14 protein-coding genes are annotated in these 13,847 nt (G+C 39.9%); 9 read left to right on the forward strand and 5 right to left on the reverse strand.

What is annotated here, in order from left to right; all coding sequences use genetic code 11:
* The first annotated feature begins 77 nt into the window (after positions 1–77).
* The 5 genes from ACM5QX_RS01980 to ACM5QX_RS02000 all read left to right on the forward strand — a co-directional run bounded on the left by ACM5QX_RS01980 (position 78) and on the right by ACM5QX_RS02000 (position 3,014).
* Entirely contained in the window at positions 78–566 is a 489-nt protein-coding gene (locus ACM5QX_RS01980; RefSeq protein ID WP_414752144.1) for a hypothetical protein, read from the forward strand.
* A gap of 584 nt (positions 567–1,150) precedes the next feature.
* Positions 1,151–1,474 carry a hypothetical protein gene (locus ACM5QX_RS01985; RefSeq protein WP_414752145.1) on the forward strand — a complete coding sequence of 108 codons (324 nt, stop codon included), beginning with the start codon at positions 1,151–1,153 and terminating at the stop codon, positions 1,472–1,474.
* 517 nt (positions 1,475–1,991) lie between these two features.
* A complete protein-coding gene (locus ACM5QX_RS01990) occupies positions 1,992–2,279 on the forward strand; it encodes a type II toxin-antitoxin system Phd/YefM family antitoxin (RefSeq protein WP_011318878.1) in 288 nt (95 codons plus the stop codon).
* 158 nt (positions 2,280–2,437) lie between these two features.
* Positions 2,438–2,731, forward strand: coding sequence for a BrnT family toxin (locus tag ACM5QX_RS01995; RefSeq protein WP_414752146.1), 294 nt, complete (start codon positions 2,438–2,440; stop codon positions 2,729–2,731).
* Entirely contained in the window at positions 2,718–3,014 is a 297-nt protein-coding gene (locus ACM5QX_RS02000) for a hypothetical protein (protein ID WP_414752147.1), read from the forward strand. The genes ACM5QX_RS01995 and ACM5QX_RS02000 overlap by 14 nt, the downstream gene beginning before the upstream one ends.
* A 6-nt stretch (positions 3,015–3,020) precedes the next feature.
* On the opposite strand, the gene ACM5QX_RS02005 is transcribed toward ACM5QX_RS02000, so the two are convergent.
* The gene (locus ACM5QX_RS02005; protein ID WP_414752148.1) at positions 3,021–4,934 is read right to left on the reverse strand and encodes a GTPase family protein; all 1,914 of its coding nucleotides are present in this window, start codon (positions 4,932–4,934) and stop codon (positions 3,021–3,023) included.
* Positions 4,935–5,274: 340 nt separating this feature from the next.
* Here ACM5QX_RS02005 and ACM5QX_RS02010 point away from each other — a divergent pair, with 340 nt between their 5' ends.
* Together ACM5QX_RS02010 and ACM5QX_RS02015 are read left to right on the forward strand one after the other, a co-directional pair.
* The gene (locus ACM5QX_RS02010) at positions 5,275–6,579 is read left to right on the forward strand and encodes a chloride channel protein (protein ID WP_414752149.1); all 1,305 of its coding nucleotides are present in this window, start codon (positions 5,275–5,277) and stop codon (positions 6,577–6,579) included.
* A gap of 785 nt (positions 6,580–7,364) precedes the next feature.
* Entirely contained in the window at positions 7,365–8,423 is a 1,059-nt protein-coding gene (locus ACM5QX_RS02015) for a DUF1350 family protein (protein ID WP_414752150.1), read from the forward strand.
* 215 nt (positions 8,424–8,638) lie between these two features.
* Here the strand turns inward: ACM5QX_RS02015 and ACM5QX_RS02020 are convergent, their stop codons facing one another.
* On the reverse strand, positions 8,639–9,913 hold the full coding sequence (locus ACM5QX_RS02020) for a serine hydrolase (protein ID WP_414752151.1): 1,275 nt from the start codon (positions 9,911–9,913) through the stop codon (positions 8,639–8,641).
* Between ACM5QX_RS02020 and ACM5QX_RS02025 the strand changes: the two genes are divergently transcribed.
* Both ACM5QX_RS02025 and ACM5QX_RS02030 read left to right on the forward strand, forming a co-directional pair.
* Positions 9,912–10,112 (forward strand): hypothetical protein, encoded by a 201-nt coding sequence (locus tag ACM5QX_RS02025; protein ID WP_041456192.1) that lies wholly within the window; start codon positions 9,912–9,914, stop codon positions 10,110–10,112. The genes ACM5QX_RS02020 and ACM5QX_RS02025 overlap by 2 nt on opposite strands.
* A gap of 568 nt (positions 10,113–10,680) precedes the next feature.
* Entirely contained in the window at positions 10,681–11,346 is a 666-nt protein-coding gene (locus ACM5QX_RS02030; protein WP_414752152.1) for a sugar transferase, read from the forward strand.
* Here the strand turns inward: ACM5QX_RS02030 and ACM5QX_RS02035 are convergent, their stop codons facing one another.
* Genes ACM5QX_RS02035 through ACM5QX_RS02045 form a run of 3 tightly spaced genes read right to left on the reverse strand, consistent with a single transcriptional unit; the run spans position 11,347 to position 13,833 of the window.
* The gene (locus tag ACM5QX_RS02035) at positions 11,347–12,186 is read right to left on the reverse strand and encodes a carbohydrate ABC transporter permease (protein ID WP_414752153.1); all 840 of its coding nucleotides are present in this window, start codon (positions 12,184–12,186) and stop codon (positions 11,347–11,349) included. It lies immediately after the preceding gene.
* Positions 12,187–12,215: 29 nt separating this feature from the next.
* Positions 12,216–12,857, reverse strand: a complete 642-nt coding sequence (locus tag ACM5QX_RS02040) for a 5-formyltetrahydrofolate cyclo-ligase (protein WP_414752154.1) — start codon at positions 12,855–12,857, stop codon at positions 12,216–12,218.
* Between the two features lie 31 nt (positions 12,858–12,888).
* Positions 12,889–13,833 carry a GDP-L-fucose synthase family protein gene (locus tag ACM5QX_RS02045; protein WP_011318887.1) on the reverse strand — a complete coding sequence of 315 codons (945 nt, stop codon included), beginning with the start codon at positions 13,831–13,833 and terminating at the stop codon, positions 12,889–12,891.
* Positions 13,834–13,847: the final 14 nt, after the last annotated feature.

Here is a 13,847-nt window from a genome sequence, read left to right on the forward strand (position 1 = left end):
AAGATTTGGACTATATAAGCAATCTTTTTAATAAACAAGACTGTAAATTTTTCTTTTAGTGCCTTTGTTAATTACCAATGCCACCCAGAATAACAAACCAAGATACCTGGCACCAGGCCGAACTCCTCATGCAGCCTGCTTTTATCCGCGTTGTCGATAATCTCCGCAAGCAGCTAGATGAATCTGCTTGGAAAGGAACTTACCAAGATGTGTTGATTTGGCCCCCCAACACCACTGATGAAACTAAAACTTTGGTGACACAGTTATTGCAAGAAATGGAATCTGCAACCTTAGAACAGGCCGATGCCATCAGAGAGACTTTAGCTAAACTGCCAATGCCCCACCCAGGATATCATTTATGTTTGCAACGTCAAGACCAAAGTGCCAGTATCGATTTGTGGGAACTGTGTTATCAGGTGTGTTTCCGTAATTACACTTCTGGGAGTGAGGTGGTTGATGTTGATACTAGTTTAATTGATGAAACAGGTGAGGTCGATTGGCAGCGTTTGGAAGTGAAGACTAAGGAATTAGTTGAACAAGTGTTTGCAAGTTTACCAGAAGGGTAGGAAAATTGCGATCGCCTAGCGTAGGCTGATAAGTCATAGAACTTGTTGGTTTATTTCCTCTTGTACGAACTTTGGGTTATAAATTCCGAAGAACCCCTCTCCAAACCTCTCCCCGACGCGGGGAGAGGCTTAGAACCCTGATTATTTAGTACTCAGTTTATAGATTTTGAGCAGCCTTCCCTTGTAGGGAAGGGATTGGAGCTAGGTTCCGTCGAACTCACGCTAATCTAATACTTGTCACTTTCTGCCAGCCACTCAAAAATTTACTCATCATCCACATCTGCAAATATGGATTCTATTCCTGATAACCGCTAACACTTGCACAACCACAACACTATCTTCAAAAACTCGATAAAAAATAATGTAGCCATCCAAGGTTATTGCCATAATCTAAGTAAGTAGTTAGTGTTTGTGGCGACTACTAAGCACGCCAGTCGTGCATTTCTGTATTACATCAGCAATCATCAAGCTTGGTATTGGCTTGATTTTTTCTATTGCAAAAGAATTTGTAGATTTTTATAAAGTAAAAATTTTGTGCAACAAACCGGATAAAATCAATTTTTATAGCAGTAGACTTTTTCGTAATGAAATTCAAGTTTTTACTATTGATCCCATTATTACTATCTCTAAGTTGCACAAACAGCACTTCAGTAAACCAGTATAATAATGAGCAAAAGCTTGATGTAAAATCATTTCCAGCCGATGAATCGGTAGAGAATATATCCAAAGATATAAAACAATATGCTGCTAAGAATGGATTCAAATGTGAAAAAATTGACAGGGTAAATCAGGGGGAGTTTTGGACTGTTGAATCGCCTAAATATCAAGTTTCTTGTGACAACGGAAAACAGATTTTTATTTGGGCGAAATTAACAAATGGCGAAGTTACTATTAGTCCTTTAATCTAATTTTTGATAACCACAGTTGCAATCTGCCGATAGCAACTCTCCCAAAAAAATCCCATAAACCTTACTGCATTAGGCTTTTGGGCGAAAAAATAAGAACTGCGATCAGGGTTCCTACATCTTCTGATTTTTTAATTATTTAATGGTTTATTTAATAAATTTATTAAACATTCTGCATAATCACACTCTACTACCTCAAATCTTGTTGTGTGGACTCCGGTATATAAATGTCATCATACTACTTTTGACAACATGAAAATACGATCGCCTTACCTCTTTCGTTCCTATCCTCCATAAGCCAACCATATTACTGTATGGGGGGTTGTCATTAGAGAGATTTCAGGCGATCGCCGATGGAGGTCGGTCATACAATCGCGTGCAAAAGATTTGCGGCAAGATTTAGATAAAATATTCTGTAAGCATCCTTGAATCAACTATTCACCGCCCAAAGAAATTTAGGATGCAAAAACTCTATAGTCAACTTCCACCAAAGACTAATAGATAACTTGAGGAATAACAAATGCCTAGCCAAACAAACTATACAGAGGCGTGTAATAATTTTGACAAAATTTATGAAGAGGCAGTTAATAGCCGTGAACCTGTGATTGTTAATCGTGAAGGTGCTGAAAGTGTGTCTGTAATTCCTACTGCGGAACTTAATAGCATTATAGAAACAGCATACTTATTTCAATCACCTGAAAATGCAGCACGACTTCTAGATGCTTTACAGCGAGTAAAAGCTAAGACGAATCATCCGCAAACCATAGATGAACTCCGCCAGGAATTTGGACTTTATGAAGAAGAGTAACTAAATTCGATGTCTTCAGTTAGTAGGGTGCGTCAGTATGAATAATTTCTTGGTACAGCTAGTTTTTCTGGCACTGACGCACCTAAATTTTGGATATTTTTTATCTGTAATTCCCTTGGCAAAGCTTTAAATATTAAATATATCCCCACTCATGGAAAATGGATATTGTTTATCGTATACAAGGTGTTGAATTTGAATGGAACGAAAATAAAGCCCAAAGTAACATAGAAAAGCATGGTGTTACATTTGAAGAAGCCGCAGAAGTTTTCTTTGACCCTTTTTACCAAATAGGTGATGCTACTGCTAATAACGAACAACGTGATTTCATCTTAGGTTATTCTCTTGCTCAACGTTTATTGCTCGTAGTTTATCTAGCCCGTGGTAGTCGAACACGTATTATCTCCGCCCGTCCAGCTACTCGCACAGAAAGAAAACTATATGAACAAGCCTGATGAAGAACTGCAACTACATTTAAAAGCCCGTGCAACAGAAACAGTGTCAATAAAAATACCAACGGATACATTAGAATCGCTCAAAAAAGTTGCAGCTAGTCGAGATATGACAGTTGAAGCTCTACTCAAGTTTTACATTGGGCAGAGTTTGCGGCAAGACTTAGCTAAATTATTTTCTGAGCGTGTACTTGAATCAACTGCTCAAGTGTTAGCACGGTATATTCAATCAGAAGATGAAGTTCTGACAATTATTCGAGAAATTCAAGCTGAAACAATTCTTTAGTTAATCTCAAACCTGCTGTAAATAATAGTCGAAACGCTGCCGCAATTGTTCAACCGTGAGATTCTGAGTCCAGTATTCAACTACTGCATGACCAAAAGCCCAAGCGTTACGGTCTGGTGTGGTGGGGTTTTCTAAAAGTAGTGGCCACAGAGACAATAGATCAAAGTTGAGGGTGCTGGATTCTTCTGTTTTTAATAGTGAGAATAAATCATAAGCCATTTGCAGTTTACCAATGACAATGGGTAACTGTTCCACGGGGATTTGTTCTGCTAGTAGGTAAGCTAAAGTTGGGGAACCAGTGGAAATGGTAGAAATGAACTGAAGCACTGGACTTTTGAGTAATGCTGTCAATCCTTGGGTGGTTGCCATTTGTAAGGTGTAGTGGTCAATGATTTTGGCAGCCGCCACAGTACGGGCTTCTAGGTTACGCAAGAAGCGGGCGAGTCTGAGTTGTTTAGCTGGGGCGATCGCCTGGATTAATCCCCAGGATAACGCTTCTATTCCCCAAGCAAGTCTACCTGTTTGTGTATCGCTGGTGACAACGGGTAGGACTAGATTACAAAAGTCTCCTAACAAGTTAGCACGATACTCCGTAGCTTCGCGGATGGCAATTTCCTTCGGTCTGTTACCCAATTCCCAATCATAAGGCGGTTGCCATTCACGGATGGGACGCAGGCGATCTACTTGGGTAACCACAGCGATCGCGGGGATGTCTGCAACTGTGGCTTTAATTTCTTGCAGAAAGTCCACATCCATTTGTAAAGCTGGGTCAAGTACAGGGGTGACTAACAGTAATAAGTCGGCTTTGGTGGCATATTCTAATACTAAATCTCGTAAATCGCCCCGTTTAACTTGTTCGTATCCTGGTGTATCTAAGAGATTCAAGGTTTCCCCATCTTGGGTTTGCCAGTGGTAATTTTGAATCTCGGCGGTGCTGGGTAACACATCCACTTCTGCCAAATTACTTTGAAAGATTGTATTAATTAAACTGCTTTTTCCTGCTCCCGTTCTTCCTGCCAGTAAAATATTTACGGGTTTCTGGGCAACTTTCTCGACTGGTTGGGCTTGTGCGAGGATGTTTTCTAGTGTTTGAGTTTTGGTTTTAGATAGGGTTGGGGTAGAAATGGTAGCTGTGGAGATATTTACTGTAGTTCCACTGTAGAGAGCGATCGCCTGGCGACACAAGTTGTTTAAGGCGGCTTCCCGCAGTAATTGCCCTAAATTCACCAATAATTGCTGATTTGCTTGATTAGTTGTTCCCTTAGTTGCCCGGTTAGCAGCAGCAGCCACAGGATTTAACAACCACTGCGCCCAGTTCCATGCACGCCAGACTTTTCGCGCCGATGGTTCTAGTTTGCGATACACTTCGTATGCTTGGTATGCTTGCCCAATTGTTACCTGATTGAGTGCTGGTGATAACTTCTGCATCCACTGATCTAAGTCATCGACTGTTCCCCGAATCAATCCGTAAGCTTGGGGGACGTAGATATTCAATAAGGGATACTGCACCTGGGGATAATAAATCAGGGCGATCGCTCTCACTAAATCTTGACATCTTTGCCAAAATGTTGTCCAATCTTCCCAAATCGGGCGATCGCCTTGGGCAATTGTGATAATTTCTTGTAAAGCTGCTTCTATTTGTCGTGTCTTATCACTGCTGACGCTTGGTGTTGTGTCCTCCACCGCAGATTTGAGTTCTTCTTTAACTTCGGCTAATGCAGCTTCTATTTGCCGAATGGCTGGTTGTGTCCATTTCACCAACAACCAACGCCAAGCCACAAATACCAAGGTAAACACAGCCCAAATCCAACTTATTCCCCAAGTATGAATCTGCATCCCTGCGGATACTAGCAAGAAAATCATGATGGAGGCGATCGGCATTGCCAATACCACCCACTGCCACGGTTTTAAACGTACCATTGCTCAATACCTACCTTAATTAAAGTTCCTGTACTGCTATCATTCAACCAAAGGCGGTGAGAACATAAGCCAAGAATCAATCTTTTTAAATTGAAAGAATTAGCAGATATGTACTCGATAGGTTAACAAACCTGGTGAGGGATGAAACTTATTTGAGCCAAGCAGAGCTTTTGAGCCTGTATTGTCATCAGTAAAGAACATTGCTCAGGTTTGTAGCAAAGCTGGTTGCAAATTATTTAAAATTTTGGTCAGTTTGTATGTATTTTGTCCTACCTTCTACATTAGTATAATAAATGTCAAGAATCTATAACATTTGATTCATTTAGCTAGGGAATCAACAGTGCTACCGAATAAGCGTACTCCCACAAACCAAGCTCAACGCTGGAAGTTTTTACAACTTTTTGGTCTGGTAAGACGTAATCCTCTACTAATTTCACGATGGGTTTTACGCTGGGTAATGGTGGGAACTGTTTGTGGTCTATTTGCTGGTTTGTACTGGAATGTTTTAGAACTGATGACTCACCAACTGGAGAGGTTTGAGAGTGTGAGTCTGCTAATAGTTATGCCAATAGCTGGATTAATTGTTGGCTTGGTAATCCACTTTTTAGGCAATCCTGGAGAAATTGCTGTCATTGTTGATAATATCCATTTTCGTGGCGGGCGCTTGGATATACGAAAAAATCCAGCGATGATTCTTGCCTCTTTGGTGAGTATAGCTGGTGGGGGCAGTGCAGGCCCAGAAGCGCCATTAGTACAAGTTACAGGTTCTTTTGGTACATGGGTAGGCGATCGCCTCGGTCTCCAGGGAGAAGATATGAGATCCATGAGTCTAGCAGCAATGGCTGCTGGCTTTACTGCCTTGTTTGGCGCACCATTAGGTGGAGCGATGTTTGCCCTAGAAATCCTTCACCATCAGCATATCGTCGAATACTATGAAGCTTTAATGCCAGCTATTGTTTCTAGTTGCGCGAGTTATCTAGTATTTGCCTTAATTACTCATTTGGGAATTGCCCCCACTTGGCATTTTCCCAAATACAATTTAGAGAACATGGATGATTTTGCTTGGGCTATCCTATTCGGAATCATCGGCGCTGTTGCAGGCTGGATTTTTATGACCATTTTTCGCACCTGTGACAGATTATTGGCGATGCTTCCCGTCCCTGTCTATGTACGCACCACCTTAGCAGGATTGGGCTTAGGCACTTTAGCCATCTTCTTACCCCTAACCCGCTATTTCGGACATGAAGAATTAGAGTCAGTTCTAACTACTAATTTTTCAGTTGTTTTTCTCTTGATTTTAGCTTTGGGTAAGATGGCATCAATCAGTCTAACGGTCACTGGTGGGTGGCGTGGTGGTTTCATTATTCCCCTATTTTTTACTGGTGCTTGTGTTGGCAAAGCAATTGCAATTTTAATTCCGGGGTTGAATCCTGCACTAGCTATGATATGTACAATGTCAGCTCTTAATGCAGGAGTAACACGCACACCTATAAGTACAACTTTGTTGTTATCAAAACTGACTAATTTTAGCCCTTTTACACCAATCCTTTTTGCGAGCTTGATTGGTTTTTTTCTCGCCCCAAAAGTCCCCTTAATAGCTTCTCAGCTTAAATCACAGCAGTCTATTGAAGAGACACAAAGTTAAGCAATGGTCAAAATCTGCTTCAAAAAGATTTTGAGATAAAGATTCAGCAATACCAATTTGGAAAATAAATTTAGGTGATTGTAGCAAAGAGGAGCTTTCTCATCGGGTAATTCATTGGGTTTTAAGTTTCTGAACCAAAACTAACTACATAGGTTTATGAACAAGCTTTAGGAATAACGAACTCTGCCGTTGTATCAAGACTTGTTCGTAAAGTAGTTATGTAAGGAGTCAGGCAATAAACTAAGCGATGTCTATGATAATGCTTCGCCTATGCCGCTTGTAATTTGATGCTACTAATTTCATATTTGGTATAAAAATTACAATTTGATGAGGCGATATCAGTCAACCCGAAAGTGAGATAAATTCTTTGCCGAATTGAATTTCATCTATATTTGGTCTACTCTCTATACTGAGAATCAACAGATATAGAACTAGTATTTGATTTCTGAAATATACGTAGGGTGGGCAATGCCCACCGTATCATGGTTTTGGTGGGCATTGCCCACCCTACAGATACTTAGATATTTTCAAAAATCAAATATGATTCCTATATAAGTTGTAGGTAATAATCGCAAAAATTTGGTATTCTCACTTAATCTAAGCATGATGTTGTAAGTCAATTGCCGGACAAAAGTAAATATTTTTACCTCTGAATTCAACTTTAGTAATCATCATGAACTAAAGTTTCATACTTGCAGAAGTACTTATGGACAATTCAATTTAATTATGGTCTTCTCAATCTTGAGGATGCCTTCAATTTGTTGTGTTTATCAGGTATAAAAATTATGAAAGCAAAACTGAGGTTTCAACCTGTTTCTCATAGCTGGGTGGCTTTACATCCAAAACCCAAAGGTGTCATTCAATTTATTGGTGGGGCTTTCTTCGGTACTTTTGTCCCCATGCTATTCTATCGCTATTTATTACAATATCTATTTGATAACGGCTACACTATTATTCTTCTACCTTTTAATTTTACCTTTAATCATTATGCAGAAGCAGGGTTTTTAATCAGGGAAGAATACGAAATTGCCCCAGAGTTAATTAGAATGGCAAAACTTGCTAATTATGATTATCAAGTATATTTAAATGATCGGAAATTTTCATGGATAGGACATAGCATTGGCTGTAAGTATGTTGCTCTTTTGGAGGCTTTTTCAGCATTACCAAGAGAGCGCAAAGAATTGGAAGAATTTATTGGTGATATAGTAGCCAAAACATCAAACCCATCAGAGCAGGCGAAAAATGAACGCAAAATTCAAGTTATTGTCGAAAACCTAGAAATCCTCATCAATGATCTCAAGCAACAACGTGCTAAAGCAACCCAATTAATTAAATATTATCTTGGGTATGAGCCAGATACTTACTGGGATAGAATGGAAGACCCAAGTATTAACAGAACTTTCTTTAAAAGCCTCTTCATCAAAGGACAAACATCTATACTTTTGGCTCCTGTCAATACTGGTACTGATAGTGCAGTTCCCAAATTTTTGGCAAATATTATTGATAAATTAGGCTGGGGTGTTAAACCCAGCCCTCAAGAAACTTATGCTTTAATTCAAGCTACTAATCTCTTTAATCTTCTGGGATTGATTCGCTTCAAATCAGATAATATTGCTAAGTCAACGGGTGACTGGTTTATCAATGTTTTCAAAAAGCCACCAACAGATTTCCAGAGTTATTTAGCAGGTAGTCACTTAAAACCTTTAGGTATTCCAGTCGGTGGTTATGTAGTGAATTTTCCTGATAGCCCACCTATTATTGAATCAACCCAAAGACGAAGTTCTGAGTTGGAAATATATGTAGATAGCCTGCTTCAGGCTTTAGAAAAAGAACGGCGATTATAGCGATTTTAATCATCTTTGCAATAAAGATAGGACTTATGCAAGCGTCATAATTAAACTAACTGTAGGGTGCGTCAGCCCTAATAATTTCGTACACATTAGAGGATATTCCTCATCTAATGCACCCTAATATTGTGCGAGTTGCGTAAGTCCTGAAAGAGATAACAGTAGGGGCGCACAACAACACCCCTACTACCTCATATCCTATGAAGCTATAATCAAAAATTTCTGGCCGATGTTGGTTGGTCTAGATAGCCATATACTAGGCGAGAAACTTGATTGATGAACGCTTTAGCTCTAGCATCACCAAAAGGTCTGGCCACCATGATACCTGCCAAATAACGTTTACCAGAGGGTGTTTGGATAATTCCTGCATCTCCTAAAACTCTTCCAAGAGTCCCTGTTTTATGGGCTATGACTGCACCTTTACCCAGTCCTACGGGCAACAAGCTTCTATTTTTACAGCGACTCATAATGTCCATAACCTGTGAGTTGCTGGTAGCACTTAGCAACTTATTGTTGGAAATCAAAGCAGCTAATCTTACTAAATCTTTAGGACTAGTTTTGTTAGTTCCCTTGAAATCTCCTAGTAAATTGCGAATGACTGTATTTTGTAATCCCCAACTGCGAAATCTTTGATTCAATCGGTTTTTACCACCTAATCGGTCAATAATCATGTTCGTGGCGGTATTATCACTGATAATCATCATTTTGCTGGCAGTTTCCATCAGCTTAAATTTACTGCCTGCTTTTCTATATTGCATTGTTCCCGAACCACCGGTCATCAGGTCACGCCGCATTACCAAAGTTTCATTGGGGTTAATTCTACCAGCATCAATTTCTTCAAACAAAGCAATGAGAATCGGAAATTTAATTGTGCTGGCTGCGGCAAATGTTTTTTCACCATTGATATCCAGGTACTCACCAGTTTCCATATCTAAGAAAAACATTCCGGCTGAGAGAGAACTGTAGCGATTCATCAATTGTTTAATTTGAGAATCTAGCTGTGATATTTCTCTACTTAAAGGAACAACACCTGCAAATTCCAAATTATTACTTACAGGAATTGAGATTTTTTCTTCACTTGTTTCTGTATTATCAGCGTCCTTCTTAATAGCTGAGAAATTGAGAATCCAATGTGAGGCAGAGTCACCTTTAATTACTAACTTGTCGGGAGAAGTTGTATAACCTGGTGCTAACTCCACCACGATTCTGGCAGTATTGTTCTCAACCTTACCAATGCGAATTTCTCGCACGGCGGCTCCGAAATTTTTACGTTGAGTATTAGCTTTGAAAGTTGTTCCTGGTAAGTCGATGACAATTCTGTCTGGATTATTAATTAAAAAAGCTCTGGGCTTAACTTCTGAATCAGTCGTGATATTTAGTTGATTCCGATTAGGATCAAATTTCCATGATTCTAAGCGAGCTGCATTTGCTGGAGTAGATAAAAGAATTGTGCTAATGAGTCCGAGTAAGAGAAAAGGTGACTTCATGCGTGTGAATTGTGAGGAGCTACAGAGATTATTTGCAATATTTTCCGGTGTTTTTTTAATTTTCCGGAAAGTGCTGTGGGAAGGTGATATTTTTGCCTATTTTCTGACATCGAGACGTTTGCAGATGCAAATAGTTCCACTGCAAACTCAAGACATTAAAGCTGACACTTTAGCCTTCTTAGTAACGATTGGTCAATAGTAAATTAACCTATTGTGTTACCCACAGTTGCTAAATTGATTGGCAGTAGGCAAGGAAAACAAAAGAAGCCTGAAGCTACCTTTGCTTTAACTTGCACATTTTTTCGTGTTGGCCGTTGACAGTTGACGGTTAACTGTCAACCATCAACTATCGACAAACTATACAAGTGAGTGTGTAATTTAAAAGCGTCATAGTTTATCAAGATTACAATAAATCCTGACTCCATATATCAAAAAATTACCTCAGTTTGACAAAAAAATTTTGCCAAGGTGGAGACTGAACCAAAAATTATTCAGCTATGTGAGCTAGTTGTGACTAGTACTGATCTATGGTGCAGCGATCGCCGCTATATTTTAATGAATATACTTAATTAAAATATAACCAAAACTTAAAATGCCTCAGTCAAATTAAAAGATTGTATGAACTCCGGGCAGTAAATTTCTAATGCCAGTGACTTTTTGTGTATATTTACACCTAGCATAGAATAATTTATTTGACCAAAAACTGAAAATTTTACTTTACAGTCATGTCCGTACCTGATTTTACGCCTAAGCCGGAACATTTTACTATGGATAGATTAGCTATTGTGAATCATCCAATGAATGCGGACTTTTTACAACAGCCTGTACACTATTCAACTATTAGCATTAGAAAAAGATTAATTGATATTATCGGTGCTATTGTGGGACTGATAATTGCAGCTATTATCACAGTTCCCATTGCTATACTTACTATTATTAATGATCCTGGCCCCATATTTTATTCTCAAATTCGTTGCGGTCTAAACGGCAGACATTTCCGCATTTGGAAATTCCGGTCTATGGTGGTTAACGCCGATAAAGTGAAGCATTTGGTAAAAAACCAAGCTCAGGGTCACATATTTAAGTCGGTGAATGACCCACGTATCACCCCTATGGGTAGATTTTTGCGTCGTACCAGCTTAGATGAGTTTCCCCAATTTTGGAATGTTTTGAAAGGGGATATGAGTTTAGTGGGAACCCGTCCACCCACACCTGATGAAGTCGTTCATTATGAACCACGCCACTGGGAAAGATTACGGGTTAAACCAGGAATGACGGGAGAATGGCAAACTAAAGGTCGTTCCAATATTAAAGATTTTGAAACTATCGTACAGATGGATTTAGATTATCAACGTAAATGGTCTATAACTTACGACCTCAGTCTGATATTGAAAACCGTGTGGGTAGTGCTAAAAAAAAGCGGTGCTTGTTAGTTAACCTTTCACACCACTGCCAATATCTGTTTCTACGATGTAACGCTGTAGTATAAGAAATAATACTAGTACAGGAGCGATCGCAATTACGGAACCAGCCGCAACCAAACGCCAATCAAGGGAAAACGTCCCCGCCAGTTTAGCTACACCCAAAGGTAAGGTATACAAATTCTCATCCTGAATCACAATCAACGGCCACAAAAAGTCACTCCAAGCGCCGATAAATACGAAGATAGCCAGAGTTACCAATGCTGGTCTCACAGCAGGTAACATAATATGCCACCACAAGCCTAACTCCGAACTACCATCCATCCTGGCAGCTTCTTCTATTTCTTTGGGAACACCCATAAAAGCTTGCCTTAAGAGGAAAATACCAAAAGCAGAAGCCAAGCTAGGAAACATCATACCGAGATAAGTATTGCGTAAGCCCAACTGCACAGTCAAAATGTACAGTGGTATCATAACGATTTGGAAGGGAATCATAATCGTAGATACGATCGCCACAAAAATCCAGTCCCTCCCCGAAAATGATAGCCTTGCTAAGGGGTAAGCGGCTAAGGAGCAAAATAACAGATTTAACCCTACAGTCAGTACAGAGACTAAAGTACTGTTATATAAATATTGTCCAAATGGTAGAGAATTCCACACCTTAAAAAAATTATCTACAGTCGGTTGACTTGGTAATAACTGCGGTGGAGACTGAAAAATATTTTCTGTAGGTGATTTTAAAGCAGTGCTGATGAGCCACAACAGAGGGAAGAGAGTGATTAAGGCGATCGCACCTAATAAACCATAAATTACCAACGTTCGCCAGGGTGAATTTTGCGTTTTCCAATTCATTCTGTTCGTTGACGGTTGACAGTTAGCCGTTAACTATTAACATGAAAAGATGTTTCTGTCAAGACTGCTTGTAACGGTTGATCCCAATTTTCTTTGGGCAATTGAGGCAAATAGGCAAAATCAAAGACAATTCCGATAGTCGGCTTTTTTGACCATTCTGGAGAACTCAGTAGGCGATCGTAGTATCCCCCACCGTAGCCTAAACGGTATCCTTGATAGTTACAAGCAACGCTGGGAACGAGAATTAAATCAACTTCCTCAGGGTCTATGGTTGGCGCTTGTGGTTCAGGCTCTTTGATACCATAAGCATTGATATTTAGGGAATCTTTAGGTATCCAACTATGCCACCTCAGGGATTGATCAACACAGCGAGGAAATCCCCAACGGTGGTGAGTATGGGCAAATAAGGAGCTAATATCAGGTTCTTGACGAAAGCTGAAATAGGCAAGTACTGTTTTTGCTTGGGTAAAAAGAGTGGATGATTGTAATAGATACGAAATGCGATCGCTCTTTTCTCGCCATTCTTCAACCGACATAGACTGTCGAGTTTTAATTAAACTCCGGCGTAATTGAGATTTAGTTAATAATTGATGGTCGTTCACTGGGCGCAAATTCAAAGATGGGGTATGGGGTGCTGAGGATGGGGAACAGGTGACAAAAACATTACCCATTACCCATCACCCATTACCCATTACCCATTACTTAAGCAGCATTTTGTCGATACCAATCAATGGTATTTTTCAAGCCTTGTTTAAAGTCTACTTGGGCTGTGAAATTAAAAGCTTGCTTCGCTCGTTCGGTATCCAAACAACGCCGTGGTTGACCGTTGGGTTTATCGGTTTCCCAAACAATTTCACCTTTAAATTCCATCAATTCGCAAATGAGTGTAACTAAATCGCGGATGGAGATTTCGTAACCAGTTCCCAAGTTGACTGGCTCGGAGTCATTGTAGAATTGAGTTCCCATAACGATACCCCGCGCTGCATCTTCAGAATAGAGAAACTCGCGGGTAGGACTACCATCACCCCAAACTGGCAGCTCTTGGTCACCCCTAACTTGGGCTTCATAGACCTTGCGAATTAAAGCTGGGATGACATGAGAACTACCAGGGTCAAAGTTATCTTCCGGCCCATATAAATTTACTGGCAGCAAGTAAACACCATTAAAGCCATACTGCTGACGATAAGATTGTAATTGAACTAAAAGAGCTTTTTTAGCAACTCCATATGGAGCATTAGTTTCTTCTGGATAACCGTTCCACAGGTCGTCTTCTTTAAATGGTACTGGGGTAAATTTGGGATAAGCACAGATTGTACCCACACACACAAATTTTTCTACTCCAGCTTGATGGGCAGCATGGATTAATTGAGTACCCATAATCAAGTTATCGTAGAACAACTCTGCGGGTTTTTCCCGGTTAAGTCCAATCCCACCTACATGAGCAGCTAAGTGGATAATAATATCTTGTTGATCTACTGCGCGTTGGCAATTTTCCCAAACACGTAAATCTAAATCACGCGATCGCGGTACACTAATTTTCGCCGTATCAGCTCCAGCTTGACACAGCTGATCTATTACCTGACGACCTAGAAACCCTGCCCCACCAGTGACAAGAATCCGTTTATTTTTTAGTTCTAAGGCGGTCATACTTTCATCCTTGG

This window comes from Anabaena sp. CCY 9910 (assembly GCF_963920875.1).
In the GTDB taxonomy this organism is placed as follows: Bacteria; Cyanobacteriota; Cyanobacteriia; order Cyanobacteriales; family Nostocaceae; genus Trichormus; species Trichormus variabilis.

Bases quoted from the DNA above. Each gene is read 5' to 3' on its own strand.
- ACM5QX_RS01980 (WP_414752144.1), top strand. From the start codon at position 78: ATGCCACCCAGAATAACAAACCAAGATACCTGGCACCAGGCCGAACTC.
- ACM5QX_RS01985 (WP_414752145.1), top strand. From the start codon at position 1,151: ATGAAATTCAAGTTTTTACTATTGATCCCATTATTACTATCTCTAAGT.
- ACM5QX_RS01990 (WP_011318878.1), top strand. From the start codon at position 1,992: ATGCCTAGCCAAACAAACTATACAGAGGCGTGTAATAATTTTGACAAA.
- ACM5QX_RS01995 (WP_414752146.1), top strand. From the start codon at position 2,438: ATGGATATTGTTTATCGTATACAAGGTGTTGAATTTGAATGGAACGAA.
- ACM5QX_RS02000 (WP_414752147.1), top strand. From the start codon at position 2,718: ATGAACAAGCCTGATGAAGAACTGCAACTACATTTAAAAGCCCGTGCA.
- ACM5QX_RS02005 (WP_414752148.1), bottom strand. From the start codon at position 4,934: ATGGTACGTTTAAAACCGTGGCAGTGGGTGGTATTGGCAATGCCGATC.
- ACM5QX_RS02015 (WP_414752150.1), top strand. From the start codon at position 7,365: ATGAAAGCAAAACTGAGGTTTCAACCTGTTTCTCATAGCTGGGTGGCT.
- ACM5QX_RS02025 (WP_041456192.1), top strand. From the start codon at position 9,912: ATGCGTGTGAATTGTGAGGAGCTACAGAGATTATTTGCAATATTTTCC.
- ACM5QX_RS02020 (WP_414752151.1), bottom strand. From the start codon at position 9,913: ATGAAGTCACCTTTTCTCTTACTCGGACTCATTAGCACAATTCTTTTA.
- ACM5QX_RS02030 (WP_414752152.1), top strand. From the start codon at position 10,681: ATGGATAGATTAGCTATTGTGAATCATCCAATGAATGCGGACTTTTTA.
- ACM5QX_RS02035 (WP_414752153.1), bottom strand. From the start codon at position 12,186: ATGAATTGGAAAACGCAAAATTCACCCTGGCGAACGTTGGTAATTTAT.
- ACM5QX_RS02040 (WP_414752154.1), bottom strand. From the start codon at position 12,857: ATGGGTAATGTTTTTGTCACCTGTTCCCCATCCTCAGCACCCCATACC.
- ACM5QX_RS02045 (WP_011318887.1), bottom strand. From the start codon at position 13,833: ATGACCGCCTTAGAACTAAAAAATAAACGGATTCTTGTCACTGGTGGG.